The 26,190-nt window shown below is 65.9% G+C and carries 24 protein-coding genes; 11 read left to right on the forward strand and 13 right to left on the reverse strand.

The window, feature by feature from the left end; genetic code table 11:
* Positions 1–74 precede the first annotated feature (74 nt).
* From U5775_RS07405 to U5775_RS07430, 6 genes are all read left to right on the forward strand, one after another.
* Positions 75–737 carry a MerR family transcriptional regulator gene (locus U5775_RS07405; protein ID WP_415913531.1) on the forward strand — a complete coding sequence of 221 codons (663 nt, stop codon included), beginning with the start codon at positions 75–77 and terminating at the stop codon, positions 735–737.
* Positions 734–2,290, forward strand: a complete 1,557-nt coding sequence (locus U5775_RS07410; protein ID WP_322057478.1) for an MFS transporter — start codon at positions 734–736, stop codon at positions 2,288–2,290. The genes U5775_RS07405 and U5775_RS07410 overlap by 4 nt, the downstream gene beginning before the upstream one ends.
* Before the next feature lie 32 nt (positions 2,291–2,322).
* Positions 2,323–3,168, forward strand: a complete 846-nt coding sequence (locus U5775_RS07415; RefSeq protein ID WP_322057479.1) for a M90 family metallopeptidase — start codon at positions 2,323–2,325, stop codon at positions 3,166–3,168.
* Between the two features lie 165 nt (positions 3,169–3,333).
* Entirely contained in the window at positions 3,334–3,597 is a 264-nt protein-coding gene (locus tag U5775_RS07420; protein WP_322057480.1) for a type B 50S ribosomal protein L31, read from the forward strand.
* A gap of 282 nt (positions 3,598–3,879) precedes the next feature.
* Entirely contained in the window at positions 3,880–5,634 is a 1,755-nt protein-coding gene (locus U5775_RS07425; protein WP_322057481.1) for a glycosyltransferase family 39 protein, read from the forward strand.
* Positions 5,635–5,641: 7 nt separating this feature from the next.
* Positions 5,642–7,009, forward strand: a complete 1,368-nt coding sequence (locus U5775_RS07430; protein WP_322057482.1) for an MATE family efflux transporter — start codon at positions 5,642–5,644, stop codon at positions 7,007–7,009.
* 93 nt (positions 7,010–7,102) lie between these two features.
* Here U5775_RS07430 and lipA read toward each other — a convergent pair whose 3' ends face one another.
* The 5 genes from lipA to U5775_RS07455 form a co-directional block, all read right to left on the reverse strand.
* Positions 7,103–8,164: a lipoyl synthase gene (gene lipA, locus U5775_RS07435; protein WP_322057483.1), complete on the reverse strand. Its 1,062-nt coding sequence runs from the start codon at positions 8,162–8,164 to the stop codon at positions 7,103–7,105.
* A gap of 3 nt (positions 8,165–8,167) precedes the next feature.
* Complete coding sequence (locus U5775_RS07440; RefSeq protein ID WP_322057484.1) at positions 8,168–9,289, reverse strand: acetoin dehydrogenase dihydrolipoyllysine-residue acetyltransferase subunit; 1,122 nt, start codon at positions 9,287–9,289, stop codon at positions 8,168–8,170.
* A gap of 4 nt (positions 9,290–9,293) precedes the next feature.
* Complete coding sequence (locus U5775_RS07445) at positions 9,294–10,298, reverse strand: alpha-ketoacid dehydrogenase subunit beta (protein WP_322057485.1); 1,005 nt, start codon at positions 10,296–10,298, stop codon at positions 9,294–9,296.
* Between the two features lie 46 nt (positions 10,299–10,344).
* A complete protein-coding gene (locus U5775_RS07450; RefSeq protein ID WP_322057486.1) occupies positions 10,345–11,322 on the reverse strand; it encodes a thiamine pyrophosphate-dependent dehydrogenase E1 component subunit alpha in 978 nt (325 codons plus the stop codon).
* A gap of 126 nt (positions 11,323–11,448) precedes the next feature.
* A complete protein-coding gene (locus U5775_RS07455) occupies positions 11,449–12,522 on the reverse strand; it encodes an ATP-NAD kinase family protein (RefSeq protein ID WP_322057487.1) in 1,074 nt (357 codons plus the stop codon).
* A gap of 522 nt (positions 12,523–13,044) precedes the next feature.
* Between U5775_RS07455 and U5775_RS07460 the strand changes: the two genes are divergently transcribed.
* From U5775_RS07460 to U5775_RS07470, 3 genes are all read left to right on the forward strand, one after another.
* Positions 13,045–15,066: a sigma-54-dependent Fis family transcriptional regulator gene (locus U5775_RS07460; RefSeq protein WP_322057488.1), complete on the forward strand. Its 2,022-nt coding sequence runs from the start codon at positions 13,045–13,047 to the stop codon at positions 15,064–15,066.
* A 257-nt stretch (positions 15,067–15,323) separates the two neighbouring features.
* Positions 15,324–15,929, forward strand: a complete 606-nt coding sequence (locus tag U5775_RS07465; protein ID WP_322057489.1) for a helix-hairpin-helix domain-containing protein — start codon at positions 15,324–15,326, stop codon at positions 15,927–15,929.
* Positions 15,930–16,075: 146 nt separating this feature from the next.
* Positions 16,076–16,516, forward strand: coding sequence for a YidB family protein (locus U5775_RS07470; RefSeq protein ID WP_322057490.1), 441 nt, complete (start codon positions 16,076–16,078; stop codon positions 16,514–16,516).
* A gap of 86 nt (positions 16,517–16,602) precedes the next feature.
* On the opposite strand, the gene U5775_RS07475 is transcribed toward U5775_RS07470, so the two are convergent.
* Together U5775_RS07475 and U5775_RS07480 are read right to left on the reverse strand one after the other, a co-directional pair.
* Positions 16,603–16,875, reverse strand: a complete 273-nt coding sequence (locus U5775_RS07475; RefSeq protein WP_322057693.1) for a type II toxin-antitoxin system RelE/ParE family toxin — start codon at positions 16,873–16,875, stop codon at positions 16,603–16,605.
* 5 nt (positions 16,876–16,880) lie between these two features.
* Positions 16,881–17,189: a type II toxin-antitoxin system RelB/DinJ family antitoxin gene (locus tag U5775_RS07480; protein ID WP_322057491.1), complete on the reverse strand. Its 309-nt coding sequence runs from the start codon at positions 17,187–17,189 to the stop codon at positions 16,881–16,883.
* Positions 17,190–17,426: 237 nt separating this feature from the next.
* Here U5775_RS07480 and U5775_RS07485 point away from each other — a divergent pair, with 237 nt between their 5' ends.
* Positions 17,427–18,041: a GIY-YIG nuclease family protein gene (locus tag U5775_RS07485; RefSeq protein ID WP_322057492.1), complete on the forward strand. Its 615-nt coding sequence runs from the start codon at positions 17,427–17,429 to the stop codon at positions 18,039–18,041.
* A gap of 87 nt (positions 18,042–18,128) precedes the next feature.
* Here the strand turns inward: U5775_RS07485 and clpB are convergent, their stop codons facing one another.
* Positions 18,129–20,726 (reverse strand): ATP-dependent chaperone ClpB, encoded by a 2,598-nt coding sequence (gene clpB, locus U5775_RS07490; protein WP_322057493.1) that lies wholly within the window; start codon positions 20,724–20,726, stop codon positions 18,129–18,131.
* Between the two features lie 277 nt (positions 20,727–21,003).
* Positions 21,004–21,498: an Rrf2 family transcriptional regulator gene (locus U5775_RS07495; RefSeq protein ID WP_322057494.1), complete on the reverse strand. Its 495-nt coding sequence runs from the start codon at positions 21,496–21,498 to the stop codon at positions 21,004–21,006.
* A gap of 216 nt (positions 21,499–21,714) precedes the next feature.
* Between U5775_RS07495 and U5775_RS07500 the strand changes: the two genes are divergently transcribed.
* Positions 21,715–22,275 carry a group III truncated hemoglobin gene (locus U5775_RS07500; protein ID WP_322057495.1) on the forward strand — a complete coding sequence of 187 codons (561 nt, stop codon included), beginning with the start codon at positions 21,715–21,717 and terminating at the stop codon, positions 22,273–22,275.
* A gap of 118 nt (positions 22,276–22,393) precedes the next feature.
* Here U5775_RS07500 and U5775_RS07505 read toward each other — a convergent pair whose 3' ends face one another.
* The 4 genes from U5775_RS07505 to thrC all read right to left on the reverse strand — a co-directional run bounded on the left by U5775_RS07505 (position 22,394) and on the right by thrC (position 26,185).
* Positions 22,394–22,873 (reverse strand): molybdenum cofactor biosynthesis protein MoaE, encoded by a 480-nt coding sequence (locus U5775_RS07505; RefSeq protein WP_322057496.1) that lies wholly within the window; start codon positions 22,871–22,873, stop codon positions 22,394–22,396.
* Between the two features lie 30 nt (positions 22,874–22,903).
* On the reverse strand, positions 22,904–23,161 hold the full coding sequence (moaD, locus tag U5775_RS07510; protein WP_322057497.1) for a molybdopterin converting factor subunit 1: 258 nt from the start codon (positions 23,159–23,161) through the stop codon (positions 22,904–22,906).
* Positions 23,162–23,171: 10 nt separating this feature from the next.
* On the reverse strand, positions 23,172–24,440 hold the full coding sequence (gene glp, locus U5775_RS07515) for a gephyrin-like molybdotransferase Glp (RefSeq protein WP_415913540.1): 1,269 nt from the start codon (positions 24,438–24,440) through the stop codon (positions 23,172–23,174).
* A gap of 293 nt (positions 24,441–24,733) precedes the next feature.
* Positions 24,734–26,185: a threonine synthase gene (thrC, locus tag U5775_RS07520; RefSeq protein ID WP_322057499.1), complete on the reverse strand. Its 1,452-nt coding sequence runs from the start codon at positions 26,183–26,185 to the stop codon at positions 24,734–24,736.
* Positions 26,186–26,190: the final 5 nt, after the last annotated feature.

Below are 26,190 nucleotides of genomic sequence, written 5' to 3' on the forward strand. Positions count from 1 at the left end.
CCTGTACGTGAACGTTCACGTTGGACTATAATCCGGTCGTTGTCTCCACCGCCGCCCCGTGCGGCCGCCCGCCCATGTCCAGGGATTCCAGCCCGCTGCTGACGGTGCGCGACGCCGCCCAGCGGCTCAACGTCACGCCGCGCACGCTCAAGTATTACGAGGAACGCGGCCTCGTCACGCCCACGCGCAGCGAAGGCCGCTACCGCCTCTACGACGAACACGATCTCGAGCAATTTGCCCGCATCCTGCGGCTGCGCGCGCTCGGCTTCTCGCTGCACGGCATTACCGAGATGCTCAAGCGCCCGCTCGAATCGGTCGGCGACGGCCGCCGGCGCTATTCGCAGGACTCGCTCCAGCAGATCGCCGACGCGCTCGCGCAGCAGATCGACACGCTCGACGAGCGCATCGCTGCCGTACGCCGCGAGCTGAAGGAGGCGCAGGCGGTGCGCACCGAGCTCGCCGACGATCTCGATTACCTGCGGCGGCGCCTGGCCGGCGAGCCGCAGGAGGCGCTGATCGGCGAGCGGCTCGCCGCTACGCGCCGGCGCAGGGAGGCGGCGAAGCACGCCGGGAAGAAGGCATCCCACGCGCCCGCCACCTCGCACGCGAACGCGAACGTCAAAGGCAACAAGCGCGGCGGCGATCCAGGCGGCGCGGCGCAAGGTAGCGATCCAGCCGAAACCGGCGACGACGAGGAAAGCCCGGGTAAGCGCGAGCATGGGAGCGCTCGCGAATGAGCAGCGTTCCCACCCGCGAGCCGATCCTCAGCGCGACGCGCCTGCGAGGCGACTTTTTCCCATGGGTGCTCGCGCTCGCGACCGGCCTCGACTACTACGACAACGCCATCTTTTCGTTTTTCACGAGCTATATCGCCGGCGGCATCAACGCGTCGCCCGACGAGCTCGTCTGGGCGTCCAGCGCCTACGCCGTATGCGCCGTGCTCGGCATCCTGCAGCAGCAATGGTGGGTCGAGCGCATCGGTTATCGCCGTTATGTGAGCGGCTGTCTGCTGCTCTATGCGGCGGGCGCCGTGGCGGCGGCGCTCTGCGAATCGTCGATCGAGCTCGCCTTCGCGCGCGGTTTCCAGGGCTATTTCATTGGCCCGATGATGGGCACCTGCCGCATCCTGATCCAGATTTCCTTCACGCCGCAGCAGCGCCCCGTGGCGACGCGCGCGTTCCTGATCCTGATCGTGCTCTCCAGCGCGCTCGCGCCGCTCGCGGGCGGCTTTCTCGTCGCGCATTTCGACTGGCGCGCCCTCTTCGCGTTTTCCGCGCCCGCGGGCGTGCTCTATGCGGTGCTCGCCTTGCTCGCGCTGCCCAACGCCGGCCACGTGCTGCCCGAGGAGCGCGGCGAGTCGCATTTCTGGCCCTACATCATCTTTGCGTTGGCACAAGGCGCGCTTCAGATCGCCATGCAGCAGGTGCGCTTTGAGCTGTTCAGCACCTCGCCCGGCATCATCGTGCTGACGCTCGCCGGCATGGGCGCGCTCGCGTGGTTCGTCTGGCATCAGTGGCATCATCCGAAGCCGCTCATGCGCCTGCACGCGCTACGCGAAAAGCCGTTCCGCGTCGGGCTGCTGCTCTATATGGTCTATTACTACCAGAGCACGGCGCTCAGCTATCTGGTTTCGCGTTTCCTCGAAGGCGGCCTCAACTATCCCGTGGAAAATGCGGGGCGTCTCACCGGCATCACCTCGCTGATATCCGCTGGCGCGCTGTACTTCTATTTCCGCTATTCGAAGTTCGTCACGCACAAGAAGTGGATCATCGTGCCGGGCTTCGTGCTGGCCGCGTTCGTCTCGTTCTGGATGACGCGCCTCACGCCCGACACGAGCGAGAGCTGGCTCATTTTCCCGCTACTGCTGCGCGGCCTGCTGCTGCTCTTCATCGTGCTGCCGGTGGCGAATCTCACGTTCCGCATCTTCGCCATCGAGGAGTTCACGCACGGATATCGCTTGAAAAACGTCGTCCGTCAGTTGACGATGTCGTTCGCGACCGCAACGATTATCATCGTCGAGCAACACCGGCTTGCGCTGCACCAGACGCGGCTCGCGGAATTCGTGAACCCGCTCAATCCGATCTTCCAGAGCACCTACGCGACGCTCACGCATGCCTTCGAAGCGCTCGGCCGGACGCCCGGCGAGGCGCACGGGCTTGCGCTCGTGCAAATGAGCCGGATGGTCGCGCAGCAGGCGAGCTTTCTGAGCTCGCTCGACGGGTTCTATTTCCTGATCGGCGTGGCCGTGTGCGGCGGGATTTTCGCCGCCTTGCAAAAGCAGATCGACTGAGCCGAAGACGCAACTGAACACGCAACCGAGCGATGCTTTCGAAACTGACCCAGTGGTTCGGCGAGCGCCGCCGTGAAAAGGCGCTGCGCACGCATGCGATCGACGACGCGCTCTGGAAGGCGACGCTCGCCGGCCTGCCGTTCCTCGCGCACCTCGACGCCGCCGATCTCGTGCGCCTGCGCGAGCTCACGAGTCTCTTTCTCGCGCAAAAGGAATTCTCCACGGCGCATGAGCTCGAGCTCACGGACCAGATCGCGGTGGCGATCGCCGCGCAGGCGTCGCTGCCGGTGCTCAATCTTTCGCTCGATCTCTACAAGGGCTGGATCGGCGTGACCATCTACCCCGGCGAATTCGTGATCCGCAAGACCGTCGAGGACGAGGACGGCGTGGTGCACGAAGTCGAGCACGACGCGAGCGGCGAGGCGTGGGAAGGCGGCCCGGTGATCCTCTCGTGGGAAGACGCGCAGATGACCGATGGCAGCGACGCCTACAACGTCGTGATCCACGAGTTCGCGCACAAGATCGACATGCTCAACGGCGAGGCCGACGGCCATCCGCCCCTTTTTCGCCGCTGGCACGCGCCGCTCGACGCCCAGGCGTGGGCCGACGTGTTCGACAACGCCTACGACCAGTTCTGCGACAAGCTGGACGCCGTGCCCGAGCGCCGCTGGGCGCGCTTCGAGCGCGACTCGCTGATCGATCCCTATGCCGCCGATCACCCTTCGGAATTCTTCGCCGTATGCAGCGAGGCGCTGTTCGTCAAGCCCAAGGCGTTCGAAGCCGAATATCCCGAGCTCTACCGGCTGCTCGCGCGCTATTACCGGCAGGATCCGGCCCGCGTGGGCGCACTGGACGCACTCGCCGCCCCGCCCGCGTAAGTCCGCCGCACGGGGTGGAAAAAGGGGCGGCAAAAATTCGCCAACCGGCTGATTTTCTGGCATAATCGCCGTTTTTCGACCTTGGGCAAGTGGCTCGCGCCGAATTGACCTTCGCTTCCTGCTGAAGGCACGCGGGTTGGCTACCGCCAGATTTGAGGAATAACCATGAAAGAAGGCATTCACCCGGATTACCGCGAAGTCCTGTTCATCGACGTTTCGAACGACTTCCGTTTCGTGACCCGCTCGACGATCCAGACGCGCGAAACTGCCGAATTCAACGGCAAGACCTACCCGCTCGCGAAGATCGAAGTGTCGTCGGAATCGCATCCGTTCTACACGGGCACGCAAAAGATCATGGACACGGCCGGCCGTGTCGAGAAGTTCAACAAGAAGTTCGGCGCGCGCGCCACGGGCAAGGTCACGAAGTAAGCTTTCGGGCGAACTTCGCACGCCGGCTTCGCAGCCGGTCCCGCAGAAAAAGGGCAGCGTACGCTGCCCTTTTTTGTTGTTCGTTTCCTCCGTTTCCTTGCATTGGCATCCAGCCTGCGCCGTGACGCGCGCCGGCGCAGCCAGCTAGAATGCCGGATGCTCCCGACCGGCGGCGCACGACGATCGTGCCGCAGCCATCACGCCACTGCCTGAGGTCGCGCACTGAGGCAACCGCCGCACCCGGCCGCGCCCGGTCCGCTTACCCGAGTTCCTTCGTACTGCATGAAGCCAGCCATTCGCCTGACCGCCTCCGCCACCAGCGCCTTGCCGCGCTGGCTGCTGCTGACCATCTGTATCGTCTTCGCTTCGTTCGGCCTGTTCGGCCGCGACCCGTGGAAGAACGAGGATGCAGCCGGCTTCGGCGTGATGTGGACAATGGCGGGCGGCACCGCGCACGACTGGCTGCTGCCCAATCTCGTCGGCAAATACGTCACCGCGAACGGCCCGCTCGGCTACTGGCTCGGCGCCCTCTGCATTCGCGTTTTCGCGCCCTGGGTGGACGCGAGCAATGCGTCGCGCATCGCCACCGGCGTGCTGTTCTGCTGCGCCTGTGCCTTCGTCTGGTACAGCGCCTATCTGCTCGGCAGGCGTCCAGAAGTCCAGCCGTTCAAATACGCCTTTGGCGGTGAGCCCGAGCCGCGCGACTACGGCCGCACGCTCGGCGACGGCGCCCTGCTCGTCCTGCTCGCCTGCTTCGGCCTGGCCGAGCGCGGCCACGAAACCACGCCGCAGCTGATGCAGTTCGTCGGCGTCGCGATGCTCGTCTACGGCCTCGTGCGCGCCATCGACAAGCCGATCCAGGGCGCGCTCTGGTGGGGCCTCGCGCTCGGCGTCGTGATGCTCTCGAGCGGGCCCGTGCTGGTGGGCGCGCTGCTCGTCGGCACGCTCGTCATGCTCGCCATCGCACCCGAGACGCGCTCGCGATGGCTCCTCGTGGCCGGCCTGCCGGTGGCGCTCGCGGTCTCGCTCTCCTGGCCGCTCCTCACGCTGCATCTTTATCCCGACGACGGCGTGTGGTTCCTCGATCAATGGGCGCGCACGAGCGTCAACGCATTCGCCGGGCCGCCGGGCGCGGTGCTGCGCTACGCCGCGAAGAACCTGCCGCTCTTCACCTGGCCGGCCTGGCCGCTCGCGATCTGGGCCTGGGTGAGCTGGGCCGGGCTGCGCCGCGCGCCGCATATCGCGATTCCGCTTTCGGTGATCGTGCCGCTGCTGATTCTCGTGGTCGTGCAAAGCCACGAGACGAACCTGCTCTTCATGCTCGTGCTGCCCGCGCTCTCGGTGCTCGCCACTTTCGCGCTGCCCACGCTCAAGCGCGGCGCGATCAACGCGATCGACTGGTTCGCTGTGCTGAGCTTCACGATCCTCGGCACCTTCGTCTGGCTCGTCTGGCTCGCCGGCGTGACCGGCTTCCCCGCGCCGCTCGCGCGCAATCTCGCGCGCCTCGCGCCCGGCTTCGTGCCGCAATTCAAGATTCTCTCGTTCGTGTGCGCGGTGGCCGTCACCGTGTGCTGGATGGTGCTCGTGCAATGGCGCGTGGCGCGGCATCCGAAGGTGCTCTGGCGCAGCGTCGTGCTCTCGAGCGGCGGCACCACGCTGATGTGGGTGCTGCTGATGACGCTCTGGCTGCCCGTCGTCAACTATAGCCGGACCTACAAGGACGTTGCGCAGCAGATCGCCGCGCATCTGCCCGCCGACTACCAGTGCATTTCGCCCGTGCGTCTCGGCGATGCGCAGATCGCCACCTTCGCCTACTTCGGCAAGATGCATTTCTCGTTCGACGACGACTGCGACGTGATCCTGCGCCAGGACACCCAGGACTACGGCGAGCCGAGCTCGATGTCGAACTTCGTCTGGAAGCTCGTCTGGGAAGGCCGCCGCGCCGCCGACCGCGACGAACGCTTCCGCCTCTACGTGCGCATCGACCGCCCGCAGCCGCCGCTGAAGAAACACATCTGGCGCAAGCGGCCGGACTGAGGCGCCGGTGACGACGACCTTCCTCGGCGACATCCGGCGCATCGCCGCGCTCGCCTGGCCGGTGCTGATCGGCCAGCTCGCGATCATCGCGTTCGGCGTGATCGACACTGCGATGGTCGGCCGCTATTCGGCGCTAGATCTTGCCGCGCTCGGGCTCGGGTCGTCGATCTATATTTCGGTCTATATCGGCCTGACCGGGATCCTCACGGCGCTGCAGCCCGTCGCGGCGCAGCTTTACGGCGCGCGCAAGGACGCCGAGATCGGCCTCGAAGTGCGCCAGGCGTTCTGGCTCGCGCTCGTGCTGATGGCGATCGGCTTCACGATTCTTTATTTCCCTGGCCCGCTGCTGGACCTCGCTCACGCGCCCGAAGCGCTGCACGAGCGCACCATCGCCTATCTGCGGCTGCTCTCGTTCGGGCTGCCCGCGAGCCTCGCCTTCCGCATCTACAGCTCGCTCGCCAATGCCGTGAGCCGGCCGCGCCTCGTGATGTTCCTGCAGGTGGGCGCGCTCGCGATCAAGGTGCCGATGAATACCTGGCTCATCTTCGGCGGCCTTGGCGTTCCCGCACTGGGCGGTCCGGGCTGCGCGCTCGCCAGCACCTCGATCAACTGGGCGCTCGCGCTGTGCGCCGTGCTCGCGCTCACGCGCATCGACGTGTTCGCGCCGTTCGAAATCTTCAAGCACTTCTGCTGGCCCGAATGGAAGCGCCAGGCCGAGTTGCTCAAGCTCGGCATCCCGATGGGGCTGTCCTATCTCATCGAGGTGACGTCGTATACGTTCATGGCGATCTTCATCGCGCGCCTCGGGACGACGACGCTCGCGGGCCACCAGATCGCCGGAAATGTGGGCGCGGTGCTCTACATGACGCCGCTCTCGATCGGCGTGGCGACCTCCACGCTGGTCGCGCAGGCGCTGGGCGGCGCGCGCCCCGCCGAAGCGCGCACGCTCGCGCGGCACGGCGTGATGACCGCGGTGGCGATCGCCTGCTGCTACGGCGTGATCGTGTTCGTGCTGCGGCCGCTGCTGATCGAGGGCTATACGCCCGATCCGGCCGTTGCCGTGGCCGCGATGCCGCTCGTGGCCATCGTCACGCTCTATCACGTGTTCGATGCGCTGCAGATCACCACGGCGTTCGCGCTGCGCGCCTACAAGGTGGCCGTGGTGCCCACGGTGATCTACGCCATCGCGCTCTGGGGCGTGGGCCTCGGCGGCGGTTATGCGCTGGGTTTCAATGTGTCCGGCAATTTGCCCGTCTGGGCCACGGGCGCGCGCGGCTTCTGGATCGCCAATGCGGCGAGCCTCGCGATGGCGGGCGCGGGGCTCACGGTTTATCTGTCGCGCGTCAGCACGCGGCATCTGCGCGTAAAGACGTGATGGCGTAATGAAGTGATGGAGTGAAGGATCGCCGCCGTGCAGTCATTTTGGTGGCCGCACGGTTTGCCAGTTAGTTGCAAATAATCAATTCCTTCATGCCGGCTCGCGACGCCGCGCGGCCTCCACGGTCTGCGCCGCGTGATACGAGGAACGCACGAGCGGCCCGGCCACCACTTCGCTGAACCCCATGGCGAGCCCCGCCTCGCGCAGCGCCGCGAACTCGTCCGGATGCACATAGCGACGCACCGGCAAGTGATAGCGCGACGGCGCGAGATACTGCCCGATTGTCAGCACTTGCACGCCATGCTCGCGCAGGTCACGCATGGTTTCGAGCAGCTCGGCGTCGGTCTCGCCGAGCCCCACCATCAGCCCCGATTTCGTGACGAGCGCCCCATGCGCGGCCTTGGCGCGCGCGAGCAGCGCGAGCGAGCCGCGATAGTCGGCGCCGGGCCGCGCCGCCCGGTAGAGCGACGGCACGGTCTCGACGTTGTGATTGAACACGTCGGGCCAGGCCACCGAAAGCGCATCGAGCGCGCGGTCGATGCGCCCGCGAAAGTCGGGTGTCAGCACCTCCACGCCGATACCGGGCACGCACTCGCGCACACTGGCGATGCAGCGCGCGAAGTGAGCCGCACCGCCATCGCGCAGGTCGTCGCGATCGACCGAGGTGATCACGACATGGCGCAGGCCGAGCGCCGCGACCGCCGCCGCGAGGTGCGCCGGTTCGTCCGCGTCGAGCGGCGCGGGCCGCCCGTGCGCGACATCGCAGAACGGACAGCGCCGCGTGCACAGCCCGCCCATGATCATGAAAGTGGCCGTGCGCTGCGCGAAGCATTCGCCGATGTTCGGGCACATCGCCTCCTCGCAGACCGAATGCAGCCGGTGCTCGCGCAGCACGGCGGCCACCCCGGCAACGGTCTCGCTCATGAGCGGACGCGCGCGCAGCCAGGGCGGCTTGGGCAGCGCCGCGCCGTCGTCCGCCGGCACGATCTTCACCGGGATGCGCGCGAGCTTTTCGCGGCTGCGCAGGCCGTGCTGGCCGAGCGCCGTATCACCCGGCGCGCCGGCCTCGACCGCTGCGTCCGGCGAGGCGCCGCCAGGCACTCCCGACGATTCCGCGCCCGGCCATGCCGGTCTAATCGTGACGGCGTCCATGGCTCAGCCTCCCGTTTCGAAGAACGCCTTGAGCAGGCGATTGACCTCGGCGGCGGCCTCCATCTGCACCATGTGCCCCTTGCCGGCGATCACCTCGACGCGCACATCGGGCGACAAGCCTTGTGCATGCCGTGCCGGAATGATCTGGTCCGCGTCGCCCCAGATCACCAGCACCTTCGGCGCCAGCGTCGAAAGCCGGTCGCGGAAGACGCGCCGCTGCGCGCCGCCCTCGAAGGTCTGCGCCGAGATTTTCCTGAGCGCATCCTGCACGCCTTCGAGCCGCTTGTACTTCACGAGGTCTTCCACGAGCTGGCGCGTGACGAGCGCGGGATCGGCGAACAGCTTCGTCACATGAGGTTTGAGCGCGTTGCGGTTCGCCGCCGCGACGAAGCCCTCGATATACGCGCCGTCGATCTCGTCGCCAAGCCCCGCGCTCGCGATCAACGACAGCGAGGCGACGCGTGCGGGCACGCGCTCGGCCACCGTCATCGCGACCGCGCCGCCCAGCGAATGGCCGACGAGATGCGCGCGCTCGATCTTCTGCGCGTCGAGAAAATCGATCACGCTCTGCGCGAGTTCGTCGAGCGCCCCGCTCTCGACCGCCTTGCCCGATTCGCCATGCCCCGGCAGATCGAGCGCCCAGACCGTGCGCCCCGCGGCGAGATCGGCGTGATTGAAGAGCCAGTTGTTGAGATCGCCGCCGAAGCCGTGGATCAGCACGACGGGCGTAGCGTCGCCCTCGCCCAGCTTCAGATAGCGCAGCGTGCGCCCCCCGATCTGCGCTTTCTCGGGCTGCGGGCCGGCATCGGCATCGCCGGCTTTCGCGGGCACGAAGTCGCGCTGGAATTCGGTCACCGCCGCATCTATTTCGGCGTCCGTTTCTTCTACGCCGGCCACCACGCCGAGCAGCGCGCCCACCGGCAGCGTGTCGCCTTCCTGCGCGATCTGCCGCCGCAGCACGCCGTCGAACGCGCACTCGACGCCCGACGCGATCTTGTCGGACTCGACGTCGAGCAATTCCTCCCCTTTGGAAACCTTCTCGCCGAGCGACTTGAGCCAGCCGTTCACCTGGCCCTGCTCCATCGAAAGGCCCCATTTGGGCATCGTGATCATGTGAATCGGCATGACTTCAGCTCCTTGCTGCGCGCGCGGCGTCGGCGATCTGCTGCGCCGTCGGGATGTAAAGGTCTTCGAGCGAGGCGGCGAACGGCACCGGCGTATGCGGCGCGGTGACCATGCCGACCGGCGCCTTCAGGTCGCGAAACGCCTTGTTCGCCACGAGCGCCGCGATATCGGTCGCAATCGAGCAACGCGGGTTCGCCTCGTCCACCACCACGACGTGGCCCGTGCGGCCCACGCTTTCGAGGATGGTCTCCTCGTCGAGCGGCGAGGTCGTGCGCAAATCGATCACATCGGCTTCGATGCCGTCCTTCGCGAGCTGCTGTGCGGCGTCGAGCGCGTAGTGGACCATGCGCCCGTAGGTGACGATGGTGACGTCGTCGCCATCGCGCGCGATATTGGCCTCGCCGAACGGAATCGAATATGACTCCTCGGGCACGTCGCCTTCCATCGTGTAGAGCAGCTTGTGCTCGCAGAAGATCACGGGATCGTTGTCGCGGATCGCCTCGATCATGAGGCCCTTCGCGTCATAAGGCGTGGCCGGGCAGACGACTTTGAGGCCCGGGATATGCGTGAAGAGCGACGTGAGCATCTGCGAGTGCTGGGCCGCCGCGCGCAGGCCCGCGCCGTACATCGTGCGGATCACGACCGGCGTGACCGCCTTGCCGCCGAACATGTAGCGAAACTTCGCCGCCTGGTTGAAGATCTGGTCGAAGCACACGCCCATGAAGTCGATGAACATCAGCTCCGCCACCGGGCGCATGCCGCACGCCGCCGCGCCCACCGCTGTGCCGATGAAGCCGCCTTCCGAGAGCGGCGTATCGAGCACGCGCCCCGGGAACTTGCCATAGAGGCCCTTCGTCACGCCGAGCACGCCGCCCCAGGCATCCTGCTCGCCGGGCGAACCCGCGCCGCCCGCGTTGTCTTCGCCCATCACGATCACGCTCTCGTCGCGCGCCATTTCCTGAGCGAGCGCCTCGTTGATCGCCTGCGAATAGGTGATTTTCCGTGCCATTTCCGTCTCCTTGATCTGGAATCCTGATTACCCGAGCAGGCCGCGCTCAGGGATACGACACGTAGACGTCGGTGAGCAGCGCTTCGGGCGCGGGCAACGGCGCGGCCTTGGCCTTCGCCACCGCGTCGTCGATCAGTGCCTTCACCTCCGTGTCCACCTTGCGCAGATCGTCGGTGCTCGCGAGTTCCGCGCGCACCACGCGTTCTTCGAAACGCTTGAGGCAGTCCTTTTCCTCGCGCAGCTTCTGCACCTCGCCGGGTGCGCGATAGGTCTGCGCATCGCCTTCGAAGTGGCCGAAATAGCGCGATAGCTTCATTTCCACGAGCGTCGGGCCGCCGCCGTTGCGCGCGCGTGCGATCGCTTCGCCAAGCGCTTCGTAGACGGCGAAAAAGTCGAAACCGTCGACGATCACGCCCGGCATGCCGAAGCCGTTGGCGCGGTCGGCGATGTTGTCGGCGGCGACCGACCACGTCGACGAGGTCGCTTCCGCGTAGCCGTTGTTCTCGGCGACGAAGATCACGGGCAGGCGCCACACCGAGGCGAGATTCATCGACTCGAAGATCACGCCCTGGTTCGACGCGCCGTCGCCGAAGAAGCACACGCCCACGCCACCGGTCTTCTTTTGCTTGGCCGCGAGCGCCGCGCCGCACGTGAGCGGACCGCCCGCGCCGACGATGCCGTTCGCGCCCAGCATCCCCTTCGCGAGGTCGGCGATGTGCATCGAGCCGCCCTTGCCGCGGCACGAGCCCGTGGCGCGGCCATAGATCTCGGCCATCATCTCGCGCACGTCCACGCCCTTCGCAATGCAATGGCCGTGGCCGCGATGCGTGGTTGCGACGTAGTCCTTATCGTTCAGATGGCTCATGGTGCCGACCGCGGATGCCTCTTCGCCCGCATACAAATGCACGAAGCCGGGAATCTCGCCGGTCGCGAATTCGACGTGCAAGCGTTCCTCGAACTCGCGGATCGTGCGCATCGAGCGATACGCCGCGAGCAACTGCTCCTTGTTCAACGTGACAGACATGGTTGTCTCCTGTGTATAGACGCTGGTGATGCCTGCTGCTCCGCTGCTACCGGTTATGACTGACTGAGTGGAAAACTCCTTTATGGATGGAAGTGAAGTGGAAAAGCATCCGGCGAAACGGACTTGTCAGGGCGACGCGGCATACGCCGCCTGACGCAGCAACTGATGCGAAGCCGCGTAGCGCAACGTGCGCGCGACATCGACGGTCAGCGGCCCGCTCCAGTCGAGCGCGATTTCATAGCGGTCGCCGCGCGCCGGCTCGATCTCGCGCTCGCCGTCGAAGGCGAGCGTGCCGTGATCGGCTTCGAGCGGCAGCGCCATGCCCACTTCGAGTCGCTGGCAGGTCCGCATCGTCACGCGCTCGATCCGCCCCGGCGCGATGGGCGCGATGAGCGGCACCCCTTCGCCCTCGCCGCCTCGCGTGGGCGCATTCGCAAACGTCATGTGCAAACCGTGCCCGGCGTCGCGCCCGACCGGCGCCCAGGCGCCGCCAATCGACGCGAGCCCGATGCCGTCGGGCGGCGCGAACGCCAGAAATAATGTTTCGATATCCGAACTATCCGAAATCGCCCGCGCGCCGATGAACGGCTGGCGCGATACGCAGATGTCGACCAGCGCGATCTCCTCGCGTCCTCGATTCGGTCCCTCGACGCAGCGCGCGACGAGACGCTTGTTGCGCACGAGCGCCGTTTCGGCCGGCACGGCGCCCGTGGCGACGAGCGCGCCCGCAAGACCCGCGACCGTGGCTTCGCGCAACTCGGGAAACGCGTTGTTGGTGCCGGTGGAAAGCGCGAGCAAGGGCGTGTCGCCGCAATGCGCAGCGACGGCGCGGTGCGTGCCGTCACCGCCTAGCACGGCGATCAGCGCGACCTGCTCGCGAACCATATGGGCGACGCCCGCATGGGTATCGGCCGCGCTCTCGCTGATCGGCAGATCGACGAACTCCACCGCGGGCCAGCGTTCGTTCCGCGCGACGGCGGCATGGGTTTCGAGCGCGCGCAGCACGAGCGCGGCTACGCCGGTGCGATCACGCAGCGTGAGCACGCGCGCCACGCCCAACGCGCCGAGACCCGCGAGCAGGCGCACGACCATGTTGGCCTTCTCCGCGGTCGGAAAGACCGAGGCGTGCGTGGTAAGACGGCGGATGTCGCGCCCCGAAGCGGGGTTCGCGATCACGCCTACGGTCACGGGCATCGTCACGGGTGTTGTCTCCTCTCGGTCGCACTTAGCGCTTTAGCGCTTAATGCGACCCCATGCAAAGCTATCCGCGTGGCGCCTGGGCTCGTGCGGACTCGTTTGTGATTGCGGCGCATGGGTGCGCCGCTGTTGCCGTCACTCTCTGCAAGCGTTGTGCCAATGCGCTCGAAAAGCCGCCGATCGGCCGCAGAACGCCTTGCCTGCGGGCTTCGCGGCACTCGAGGCGGCGCGCCCGCTCGGCCGGTGATGGCTCGCGCAGCGTCTCAACCGCCGGCTTGAGGTCGCTGCGCACGAGACGCCGCCCGCGGCGCGCGGCTATGCCGTCCCCACTCAGCCCCACACAGCGGGCCTGCGCGGGCTTCGTGCCGCGTCTCACCCGCGTCTCGCGGCGCGCTGAGACGATCGTCTCAGCCGTCTCGCATGCTGCGCTGCGGTGTGATCGCGCGCCGCAGATGTGCTACAAAAAGACTCCCGCCGAACGCCCCTGGCGCCGACGCCCCCGTCTGGAATCGTCTGGAACCGTCCATGCCCTACGCACTCGCGCCCACCCGCCACGCCGAACGCGTGCGCGGCGCCGTCGAAGGCCGGCTGCCCGCGCCGCACGACTCGCCGCGGCTCGCCTCGTCGTGGCAGCGCTCGTTCGAGCGCTACCGGCTCGATCCCGGCTCGGTGATCGGCCCGCGCGTGCTGGGCGCCGCCGAGCTGCGCGAGATCCGCGATCGCGAAGAAGCCTTCCTGCGCGCCTCGGGCCAGTGCCTCACGCGCCTGCACGAGACCGTGCGCGACGCCGACTATTGCGTGATGCTCACCGACGCCCACGGCGTCACCATCGACTACCGCATCGACCGCGAGCGCCGCAACGACTTCAAGCACGCGGGGCTCTATATGGGCTCGTGCTGGTCGGAGAGCGAGGAAGGCACCTGCGGCATCGCGAGCGTGCTCACCGATCTCGCGCCCATCACGGTGCACAAGACCGATCACTTTCGCGCCGCCTTCACGACGCTCACCTGCAGCGCCGCGCCGATCTTCGCACCGGGTGGCGAGCTGATCGGCGTGCTCGACGCCTCCGCCGTGCAGTCGCCCGATAACCGCGATAGCCAGCGCATCGTCAATCAGCTCGTGCGCCAGAGCGCGACGCTCATCGAAGACGGTTATTTCCTGCATCGCACCGCGGCGTGCTGGATTCTGTTCGGCCACCAGAATCGCAACTACGTCGAGGCGCAGCCCGAGCTGCTGATCGCGTTCGACGAGAACGGCAACGTGGCCGCCGCGAATCGCCGCGCGCGCGAGTGCATTCCGTGCCTCGATGGCCCGCGCCATATCGACGAGATCTTCGACTCATCGCATGTGCAGTTGCGCGATATTGGCCGTATCGAAGCGATCGCGGCGCTGCGGCTGCGCGCGAACGGCACGATGCTCTACGCGCGCATTCGCGCACCGCTCGGACGCACGGGGTTCCCGGGCGCGCCACGCGCGCAATCCCCTGGCGTACACGGCGCGACGCCGCTGCGCGACACGCGCGCCGAGGACTCGTACGATCGCAGCGCGCTGGGCCCGTTCTTGCGCAGCGCCGATACGCGCGTCGCCGAAAACGCCCGCATTGCGCAGCGCGTGGCGGGCAAGCGCCTGCCGGTTTTGCTGCTCGGCGAAACGGGCGCGGGCAAGGAAGTGTTTGCGCGCGCGATCCACGATGCGGGACCGCGCCGCAACCGGCCATTCGTGGCCGTGAATTGCGGCGCGCTGCCCGAATCGCTGATCGAGAGCGAGCTGTTCGGCTACACGCCGGGCGCATTCACGGGCGCGCGGCGCCACGGCTCGCGCGGCAAGATCGCCATGGCCGACGGCGGCACGCTGTTTCTCGACGAAATCGGCGACATGCCGCTCGCGCTGCAGACGCGCCTCCTGCGCGTGCTCGCCGAAGGCGAGGTGCTGCCGCTCGGCGGCGAAACGCCCACGCGTGTCGACCTCGAAGTGATCTGCGCGACCCACCGCGACCTCGCGCAAATGGCCGGCGCTGGCGCATTCCGCGAAGACCTGTACTACCGGCTCTGCGGCGCCGTGCTGACCTTGCCGCCGCTGCGCGAGCGTCGCGACATCGCCACGCTGATCGACACGGTGTTCGCCGAAGAGGCGCAGGCTGCAGGCCGCCCGCTCGCGCTCGACGCCGCCCTCGCCACGCGGCTTGCCGCATTTGCGTGGCCCGGCAACCTGCGCCAGTTGCGCAACGCCATGCGCTATGCCTGTGCTGTGTGCGATACGGTGCGCGTCGAGGCGCGGCATCTGAGCGCCGATCTCGCGGCGCAATTGCCGCCAGCCGGCGCTTCTTCGGGCGTAGCGGGCACGTCAGCGGGCATATCGCGCACCGCTTCCGCCGCCATGACCCGCGATCCCGCGTGCGACAACGCCGACGAGCGCTCACGCATCGTCGACGCGCTCACCGCGCATCGCTGGCGCCCCAATGCCGCCGCCGCGGCGCTGGGCATCTCGCGCGCGACCCTCTATCGGCGCATTGCGAAGCTCGGTATCGTCGGCCCGCATCGCGCCTGAAGCGCGCCCGAGCCGCGCCGCACAGACATTGCGCAGACCGTGCCGACGCGCGCCACATGGTTGCGTCCGCCGCCATCGAATTGCACAGAAGTATTAAATATTGTGCGGCGCGGTTGTGTTGTCGCGAAACCGTGGGTATAAATCGACCGCTTCCATCCACGGATACGCCAACTGTCTTATTCTTGTAGCGCAGCGCCACCGACTGGATGCGTCGTCCGTTCCCGGCTAACCGAAATGCCCTCAATGGAGTGATTGCCATGCTCAAGAAGCTGCTGATGCTGTTCCTCGCACTGGGTCTGTCGCTGTCCGCTGCGCTCGCGGCGGCCGTCGAAGTCAACACGGCCGATCAAGCCGCACTCGAAACCGTCAAGGGCATTGGCCCGGCCCACGCCAAGGCGATCATCGACGAACGCAGCAAGAACGGCCCCTTCAAGGACGCCGACGACCTCGTGACCCGCGTCAAGGGCATCGGTCCGAAGTCGGTGCAGAACCTCGAAGCCGCGGGCCTGACGATCAATGGCTCGTCGGCGCCGCCTGCGGGCAAGAGCACCACGTCGGCCAAGAGCAGCAAGAGCGCCACTCCCGCTGCTACCGCAGCGACCGGGACCACCGGAACCGCGCCCAACCCCATGACGACGTCCCAGACACCCGCGGCCACGACCGCACCGCAAGCGGCGTCGGAGACGAGCACGAGCAAGTCGAAGCACAAGAGCAAGAAGGACAAGGCGGCCGCCGCCGCGAGCGCGCCTGAGGCGGGATCCGCCGCAGCGGCTCCGGGTGCCGCTTCGGACACCAAGGCGAAGAAGTCCAAAAAGTCGAAGAAGAGCAAGGCCGCTTCCGATGCGGCTGCATCGGGCGCCTGATTCCGGCACCCGGATTTGATCCGCTCCCACATGTGCGGCTCCGGCCGCCGCGGGACAGCCGGACAGCACTACGCGGCGCACCTCGTGTGCGCCGTCCGATTTACCGGCCGCGTTCCCTGTCGCGGCCATCATCCAGAGAGAATGTCATGAGCCTGCTAGATACCCTCGGTTCCCTGCTCGGTTCCTCGTCGCAGCAACAAGGCGGCGGCCAAGCCCAACTCCTCGCTGTCGCGATGGAATTCATCAACAACCAGCCGGGCGGACTGAACGGCCTCATCCAGAAGTTCCAGCAAGGCGGTCTCGGCGATGTCGTGCAGTCGTGGGTCGGCAACGGCGAGAACCAGGCCGTTTCGCCGGACCAGCTTCACAACGTGCTGGGCTCCGACGTGGTTTCGGGTCTCGCGCAGAAGGTCGGCATGCAGCCCGAGCAGGTGAGCGGCCTGCTCGCCCAGGTGCTGCCGCACGTGGTCAACGCCGGCACGCCGAATGGAGAAGTGCCCAACGGCGGCCAGATCAATTCGGAGAGCGTGCTGGGCACGCTCGGCGGTCTTGCTTCGCTGTTTGGTGGTGGGAACAAGCAGGCGTGAGTTGGCGCGCGCCAGGCGCGCGTGCATAAAAAAATGGGCAACGGAAAATTCCGTTGCCCATTTTTCTGCCAGCGATCAAAGGCCGTTCACGGCCACTGCTGCCAGTTAGTAAGAATACGTAGGACCTCTATGCATTGTTGCTGCTCATCGATCTGATAAACAGCGATATACGGTGTACGTAGAATTACCAGTTCCCGAGTCCCCGGCACTCGGCCGATGCGTCCGATCATGAGGTAGTTGATCAGCGTATCCACCTGCTGTTCGACCTCATCGTCCAACTGGATGGCGGCAGCCGGGCTACCGCGCCCAACATATTCCAGGTTCGCGTCGCGATCGTCCAGCGCATGCTGATTCCACACGATTTTCAAGTTTTTGGCCCAATCCGTTTTCGAAGTGCTTCACGCCGGGCCGCGAAATGAGCCTTGACGTCATCGTTACTCACACTTGGGCGAGGGTCATCTAGCGCCTCCTGAACCTTGGCCCTGAACCAGTCGTCATAAGCCGCCTCGTCCATCGTGAGTCCCGCGGGCAGGCCTCCGTCGCGTACAACGCGGGTAAGCAGAATCCGCACGGCATCCGAAACCGTCAAGCCGACGCCTGCGAGCTTTTCACTTGCAGCGGCCTTGAGCTGGTCATCAATCCGAATGTGCAACATTGAAGTTTGCGCGGCCATGTTTGCTTCTCCGTCGGGGACAATACTTCATTGTATCTCAATTGCGATACGCCCCGGTGAGTTCACTGGGTAAGACAACGTCCGCTCCAGGACGATTCCCGGCGAACGTTGAGCATCGACTTCGAGACATGACGGTCGTCAATAACCACTACTCTGTCCCAACCTTAGAATCCGTTCCCTAGATACATGTCCTGCGTAGCCATCGGGCGTCGTTGCAACAAGACTTTAGGAATCGAAATGACGTTGTGCGTTGTTTATGTGCTGAGCAATCCAGCCATGCCGGGTCTGGTGAAGATTGGCTGCACGGCACAAGAAGATGCCAATACGCGTCTCGGCCAGCTTTACACGACATGGGTACCTGTACCCTTCAAACTGGAATTTGCTTGCAAAGTGCCCAATCCGGAAGAAGTCGAAAAGGCGCTACACCTGGCTTTTGCTCCGAATCGGATCAACCCCAAACGCGAGTTCTTCCAGATTGATCCGAACCAGGCCATCGCGATTCTCAGGCTGTTGCATGTGGAGGACGCAACGGCAGAAGTGGAGAGCCAGCCGTCGCCGGTAGACGAACAATCGAAGAGCGCCGCCAACCAGTTGAAATCGCGTCGCCCCAATTTGAATTTTGAGGAAATGGGGCTTCCGGTAGGCACCGAGCTGCAATCGGTCCATACCGGCGCTATCGCTATAGTGGCTGGCAACCGCACGGTGCGATTTGACGGCAAGGAAATGTCACTGACTGCTGCAACCCGTAAGGACCAAGCCCTGGAATACAGCGTGGCGCCAGGACCAAACTGGACCTGCGACGGTAGGCTGCTTCGGGATATCTATGACGAGACATATGGGAGCTACATATAAAAAAAGGGCAACGAATCAATTCCGTTGCCCTTTTCGTTGGAGATGCGCGCCTCGCGGCACGCAGCGGCATCGCAGCCTAATGCATGATCAGTGCACGACGCGTTCAAACACAAACTTCCCGTCGTGGATGTCGACCGGAATCACATCCTTCGGCCCGAACTTGCCCGCGAGGATCAGCTTGGCGACCGGATTCTCGATCTCCTGCTGGATCGCGCGCTTGAGCGGCCGCGCACCGAACAGCGGATCGTAGCCGACCTTGGCGATCTGGCCGAGCGCTTCGTCCGACACCATCAGCTCCATGTCGAGCTTCTCCAGACGCTCGCGCAGACGCTGCAACTGGATCTTCGCGATCGACTCGATGTTCGAGCGGTCGAGCGCATGGAACACCACGACTTCGTCGATCCGGTTCAGGAACTCAGGCCGGAACTGCTGCTTCACTTCGTTCCACACCGCGTCCTTGACCGCTTCCTGCGGCTCGCCCGCCATCGCCTGGATCAGGTGCGAACCGAGGTTAGACGTCATCACGATCACCGTGTTCTTGAAGTCGACCGTGCGCCCCTGGCCATCGGTCATGCGGCCGTCGTCGAGCACCTGCAGCAGCACGTTGAACACGTCCGGGTGCGCCTTCTCGACTTCGTCGAGCAGGATCACGCTGTACGGCTTGCGGCGCACGGCCTCGGTCAGATAGCCGCCCTCCTCGTAGCCCACGTATCCCGGCGGCGCGCCGATCAGACGCGCGACGCTGTGCTTCTCCATGAACTCGCTCATGTCGATGCGGATGAGGTGATCCTCCGAATCGAACAGGAAGCCCGCCAGCACCTTGCAGAGCTCGGTCTTGCCCACGCCCGTCGGCCCGAGGAACAGGAACGAGCCATAGGGCTTGTTCGGGTCCGCGAGACCGGCGCGCGAGCGGCGGATCGCATCGGCCACGGCGTTGATCGCTTCGTCCTGGCCGACCACACGCTCGTGCAGCTTGTCTTCGATCAGCAGCAGCTTTTCGCGCTCGCCCTGCATCATGCGCGAGACCGGAATGCCGGTCGAACGCGACACGACTTCGGCGATTTCCTCGGCGCCCACCTGGGTGCGCAGCAGACGATGGCGCGTCGGGTTGTTCTGCTCGCTCGCCTCGGCCTGCGTGACCTGCTTCAGTTGCGATTCGAGTTGCGGCAGCTTGCCGTACTGCAGTTCGGCCACCTTCTCGAGCTTGCCCTCGCGCTGAAGCTTCGTGATCTCGGCGCGCACGCGGTCGATCTCTTCCTTGAGCTGCGCGCTACCCTGCACCGCCGCTTTCTCGGCGGTCCAGATCTCTTCGAGGTCCTTATATTCGAGGCTCAGCCGGTCGATCTCTTCCTCGATCAGTTGCAGACGCTTTTGCGACGCTTCGTCCTTTTCCTTCTTGACGGCTTCGCGCTCGATTTTCAACTGGATCAGACGACGGTCGAGCTTGTCCATCTCTTCGGGCTTCGAATCAATTTCCATCTTGATCTTCGAAGCCGCTTCATCGATCAGGTCGATGGCCTTGTCGGGCAGGAAGCGATCGGTGATGTAGCGATGCGAGAGTTCCGCCGCCGCGACGATCGCCGGATCGGTGATCTCCACGCCGTGGTGCAGCTCGTACTTCTCCTGCAAGCCACGCAGGATCGCGATAGTCGCCTCGACCGCCGGTTCGTCGATGAGCACCTTCTGGAAGCGGCGCTCGAGCGCGGCATCCTTTTCGATGTACTTGCGGTATTCGTCGAGCGTGGTCGCGCCGATGCAATGCAGTTCGCCGCGCGAGAGCGCCGGCTTGAGCATGTTGCCCGCATCCATCGCGCCTTCGGCCTTGCCCGCGCCCACCATCGTGTGGATTTCGTCGATGAAGACGATAGTCTGGCCTTCGTCCTTCGCGATGTCGTTGAGCACGGACTTCAGGCGCTCCTCGAACTCGCCGCGATACTTCGCGCCCGCGAGCAGCGCGGCCATGTCGAGCGAAAGCACGCGCTTGCCCTTGAGCGTTTCCGGCACTTCGCCGTTGACGATGCGCTGCGCGAGGCCTTCGACGATGGCCGTCTTGCCCACGCCCGGCTCGCCGATCAGCACCGGGTTGTTCTTGGTGCGGCGCTGCAGGATCTGGATTGAGCGGCGGATTTCGTCGTCGCGGCCGATCACGGGATCGAGCTTGCCCGCGCGCGCGCGCTCGGTCAGATCGACGGTGTACTTCTTGAGCGCTTCGCGCTGGCTCTCGGCGTCCTGGCTATGGACTTGCGCGCCGCCGCGCACCGCGACGATCGCGGCTTCGAGCGCCTTGCGCGTCAAGCCGTTCTTGCGCGCGATTTGACCCGCGTCGCCTTTATCGTCGGCGACGGCCAGCAGGAACATCTCGCTCGCGATGTAGGTGTCGTTGAGCTTCTGCGCTTCCTTGTCGGCCTGATTGAGCAGGCCCGTGAGCTCGCGGCCGACCTGCACGTTGCCGTCGGTGCCCTGCACCTGCGGCAAGCGGTTGATGGCGTCGTTCAGTGCGTTCTGCAGCGCCTGCACCTGCACGCCCGCGCGCGACATGAGCGAGCGCGCCGAGCCGTCCTGCTGCGCGACGAGCGCCGCCAGCAGGTGGACTGGTTCGATGTATTGATTGTCGTGGCCGACGGCAAGGCTTTGGGCGTCGGCGAGTGCTTCCTGGAACTTGGTGGTGAGTTTGTCGATTCTCATTTAAAACGAGACCTCCAGTTTTCTTGACTGTCACCAAATCTAAGGGGGACTGCGCCATTTTCAAGCGCTCACCGCGTCATTTTTTCCGATTTTCGAGGTCGAGGCGCCGATGGCCGGCCCCCAGCACGCGGATATGTCCGGGCGAGTGGCCACACCCGCTGCCACAAAACGGGGAGCGAGCCCCACAGGCGCACAAAGGCACCTCTGTGAGGAAGGATAGGCGGGACGGGGAAAGGCGGAAGGAGCGGACGCTGGGTGCGCCGCGCTTCCGTGCTCGCTAGCGCGATGGCGCGTGGCGCACGGCCCGCGCGCGCGGCACGAACGTAATGGGGGCAAGGCCCAGCAAGCCGGTCAGCTCGCCCGCGGGTTGCGCCAGCTCGCCGATGGTGTGCCGGTCGAGCTCGGCCAGGAACGCGTCGCGCGCCGCCGCCAGCGCATGTTTGAGGCGGCATTGCGGCTCAATGACGCAGCTTCGGCGCTCACCATGTTCGTCGGGGAAGCACCCGACCAGCGCGAAATCGCTCTCGGTCTCCCGCACGACCGTGCCGATGCTCAATTCGAGCGAGTTCGGCCCGAGACGCAGGCCGCCATTGCGCCCGCGGATGGTATCGACCCAGCCCAGCTCGCCCAGGCGCTGCACCACCTTCATCAGATGGTTCTTCGAGATGCCGTAGGCGTCGGAGATCTCCTGGATCGTCGAGAGCCCGTCACGACGCAGCGCGAGATAAAGCATCACACGCAGCGAATAATCGGTGTAGTCGGTCAGTCTCATGGTGCCGGGAGGTCGGTGGGCGCACACAGGCGCGGGAGTCCATACAATAACATGCAAGCTGCATGCAAGTTTTTGATCGCCTGGGTATTATGGCTGCGTTGCTTCGCACTTCGCTATTGTTGATTGGTTCATTACGTAGTTTGTTGCAGTTTGCACGCCGTTTGCACGCCCCATGAGCCGCCTGGCGGCTCAGCGCATCGCCCGAAGGCTTCCGACATGACTCACCCCGACGCCAGCGCCGCCCCCGTGCGGCACGCCACGCCCACCGAAGACAACATCCGCGAGCTCGTCTACGCGTTTTACGACCGTGTGCGCGCAGACGCCCTGCTCGGCCCGGTTTTCGATAACGTGCTGGCCGGTCGTTGGGACGAGCATCTGCCGAAGATGTGCCGCTTCTGGTCGAGTCTCGTGCTCGGCACGAAGACTTACCGCGGCAATGTGCAACAGGCGCACGACCCCGTGCCGGGCGTCGAGCCCCAGCATTTCAGCCACTGGCTCTATCTCTTTCTCGATACGGTTCAGGCGCGTTACGAGCCCGCCGCGGCGGTGCAGTTCATGGAGCCCGCGTTGCGCATCGCGCAAAGCCTGCAGCTAAGCCGTTTCGGCTGGGATTACACGATTCCGCCCGAGCAGCAGGCGCTGCTGGACTCGGTGGCGCCGCGGCGGCGCCCTGCGGGTCACGGCCACGATCTCCCGACCCGCCCGACTGGAGAGCCGTTTCCGGCCAAGTTCATCGGCCGCTCGATGGACGAGGACGAAGCCGCTCGCCCGCACTGAACCGCCAGCCTTGGGCGTGGGGAGGCGACAGACTGTTAGTTGCATAAACCAAAACCCGGCAAGAATCCCATAAAGCCTGAAATATCGGAACTATCCGGATTTGCCGCAGGCGTCGCGCTCAGCTTTCTTTCGCCGCATTCGTCGATGTCACGCCCCAGCGCGCTAGCGCCGCGTCGTCGCTCTCGCGCGCGTCCACCCAGCGCGCCCCATGCTCGGTCTCTTCCTTCTTCCAGAACGGCGCTTCGGACTTCAGATAGTCCATGACGAACTCGCACGAGGCGAACGCGTCGCCACGATGCTTCGACGTGGTCGCGACCAGCACGATCTGGTCGAGCGGCGCGAGTTTGCCCACCCGATGGATGATCAGCACCTCGATGCCTGGCCAGCGCCGCTGCGCCTCGACGACGATGCCCTCCAGCGCCTTCTCCGTCATGCCCGGATAGTGCTCGAGCTCCATCCCCGCGACGGCCCTGCCGTCGTTGAGGTCGCGCACGGTCCCGACGAAGCACGCCACCGCGCCAATCGCCGGATTGTGCGCGCGCAATTGCGCCACCTCGGTCGTCAGGTCGAAATCTTCGGTCTGGACACGCACGGGCATGGCCGCTCTCCTCGTCGTTCTGATGGGGGGTCAACCGCCCGTGACCGGCGGGAAAAACGCCACTTCGCAGCCCTCGGTAATGCGCGTGGCCGGCTCGGTCATCACATGGTTGCAGGCCATGCGCAGCGCGCGCCCCTCCGCCAGCGTTTCCGCCCAGGCGCCGCCGCGCGCGCGCAGCCAGCCGCGCACGTCGCCCACCGTGACGATGCCCTCGGGCAGCGTGACCGTTTCGTCGGCCACGCCCAGCGCCTCGCGCACGCTCGCAAAAAATTTCAACTGGATCTTCATCGGATGACGCTCAATACAGCAGTTCGGTGAAAGGAATGAAACGCACGGTCTCGCCCGCGCTGATCGCATGATTGGGCGGATTGTCGATGACGCCGTCGCCCCATACGGTCGAGGTCAGCACCGCCGAGCTCTGGTTCGAGAACAGTTCGAGGCCGCCCGCCGGATTCACGCGCGCGCGCAGGAACTCGTTGCGGCGGTCGGCTTTGGCCTGCGTGAAGTCGGCGCGCAGCGAGAGTGCGCGCGGGCTCACGTGCGTCGCGCCGGCGAGACGCAGCAGGAACGGGCGCACGAACAGCAGGAAGGTGACGAAGCTCGACACCGGATTGCCGGGCAGACCGATGAAAAAGGCCTCGTCGGCGCCATTACCTCCATCTTTGCCCGAATCCGTCCCTGCGTCGGCCTGCGCCCGGCGCACCGCGCCGAACGCGAGCGGCTTGCCCGGCTTCATCGCGATCTGCCACATGTTGATGCGCCCTTCGGCCTCCACCGCGGGCCTCACGTGGTCTTCCTCGCCCACGGAAACGCCGCCCGAGGTCAGGATCAGGTCGTGCTTCGCGGCGGCCTCGCGCAGCGTCGCGCGCGTGACGTCGAGCCGGTCCGGGACGATGCCGTAGTCGGTCACCTCGCAGCCCAGGTTGCGCAGCAGGCCCGTCAGCGTGAAGCGGTTCGAGTTGTAGATCGCGCCCGGCTTGAGCGGCTCACCCGGCATGGTCAATTCGTCGCCGGTGAAGAACACCGCCACTTTCACGCGGCGCGCCACCGTGAGCGTCGCGCAACCCACCGACGCCGCCAGCCCGAGCGCTGCCGGCGTCAGCCGCGTGCCCGCGGGCAGGATCACCGAGCCCTTCTTGATGTCGGCGCCCTGTGCCGTGATCCACTCGCCCGCCTTGGGCGTGTGCAGGATCGTCACCTCGCCGTCGGCGGTCTCGGTCTGCTCCTGCATCACCACGGCATCGGCGCCCGGCGGCACCGTCGCGCCCGTGAAGATGCGCGCCGCCGTACCCGCCGCGAGCGGCTGCGGCGCATGCCCGGCGGGGATGCGCTGCGAGACCGGCAGCCGGCGGCTGCCTTGCGCGAGATCGGCCACGCGCACCGCGTAACCGTCCATCGCGCTCGTGTGCATCGGCGGCACGTCGAGCGGCGAGACGACTTCGACCGCCAGCACGCGGTTCAGCGCGTCGAAGGTCGAGACGGTCTCGGTTGCGTCAGCGCTTGCTGCGCCGGTCAGCGGCTTCGCGGCGGCGAGCAGCGTGGCGAGCGCATCGGCGGTCGAAAGCATCGGCGCGCGCGGCGCGGGCGCGGTGGCAGCGGAAGATGGGGATTGAGGCGTGGACATTGGCGGACTGTTGGGCTGGACTGGACGCCGCTTGCGGCGCCTTCGACAGAGATGGTCTGTCGGTATTGTAGCGGCGGGGACGCGGCATTGCGCCGCCACCCCTTATGCCGCACATTCGCTGCAACCCGACTGCGACGACCGGAACCCTGCCGCAGCGGTTTTGCATCACCCCGGCCGTGGCGCGCAAGACGCCCGCGGCCGGGGTTCGGCGTCATCAAGACGCCGCCAAAGCACCCTCAAAGCCCCGTATGCGCGGCGATGTAGTCCTTCACGCGCTGCGCATCGGCCGGCACGACTTCGAAACGCTGCGGCAGCGCCTCGAGACCCTCGAACGCGGCCGGACGCTCGGGCTCGCGCGCGAGCGCTTCGCGGATCGTCTCGCCGAACTTTACCGGCTGCGCAGTTTCGAGCACGATCATCGGCACGCCGGGCTGCAGATGCTCGCGCGCGACCTTCACGCCGTCTGCCGTATGGGTGTCGATCATGGTCTGGTAGCGCGAGTAGACGTCGCGGATCGTGGCGATGCGGTCCTCGTGGCTGCTGCGCCCCGAGACGAAACCGAACTGCTGCACGCGCACGAAGTCGCCGCTGGCCGCGAGATCGAAACCGCCCTTTTCCTCGACGTCGCGGAACAGTTGCGTGACGCGCGCCGGATCGCGGCCGAGCAGGTCGTAGACGAAGCGCTCGAAATTCGACGCCTTCGAGATGTCCATACTCGGGCTGGTCGTGTGATAGGTCTCGGCCGAGGCGCGCACGCGGTAGACGCCCGTGCGGAAGAACTCGTCGAGCACGTCGTTCTCGTTGGTGGCGACCACGAGCTTTTCAATCGGCAGGCCCATCATGCGCGCGATATGGCCCGCGCAGACGTTGCCGAAGTTGCCCGAGGGCACCGTGAACGAGACGCGCTCGTCGTTGCTCTTCGTCGCGGCGAAATAGCCCGCGAAGTAGTAGACGACCTGGGCCACGACGCGCGCCCAGTTGATCGAGTTGACCGTGCCGATCTTCTGCTGCGCCTTGTATGCGTGATCGTTCGAGACGGCCTTGACGATGTCCTGGCAGTCGTCGAACACGCCTTCCACCGCGAGATTGAAGATGTTCGGGTCCTGCAGGCTGAACATCTGCGCGGTCTGGAACGCGCTCATCTTCTTGTGCGGCGAGAGCATGAACACGCGCACGCCCTTCTTGCCGCGCATCGCGTATTCGGCGGCGCTGCCGGTATCACCGGAAGTCGCGCCGAGGATGTTCAGCTGCTGCCCCGCCTTCGCGAGCGCGTACTCGAACAGGTTGCCGAGCAGCTGCATCGCCATGTCCTTGAACGCGAGCGTCGGGCCGTTCGAGAGCTCGAGCAGCGAGAGCGGCGCACCGTTTTCCTCGCCGAGCGTCGTGAGTGGCGTGATCTTGCTCGCGTCCTCGCCGTGGCGCACGTTGCAGTACGTTTGCGCCGTGTAGGTGCGGCGCGTCAGATCGCGCAGGTCCTCGGCGGGAATGTCGTCGCTGAACTTCGAGAGAATCTCGAACGCGAGGTCCGCGTACGAGAGGCCGCGCCAGCGCGCGAGCTCGTCCTTGCCGATCTTCGGATATTCGGCCGGCAGATAGAGGCCGCCGTCGCGCGCGAGGCCGCCCAGCAGGATGTCGGAAAACGAGTGATGCTCGCCGGCGCCCGCGCCGCGCGTCGATAGGTAATTCATTGCGT

Origin of the sequence: Paraburkholderia sp. J63, from assembly GCF_905220245.1 — a bacterium.
GTDB lineage: Bacteria > Pseudomonadota > Gammaproteobacteria > Burkholderiales > Burkholderiaceae > Paraburkholderia.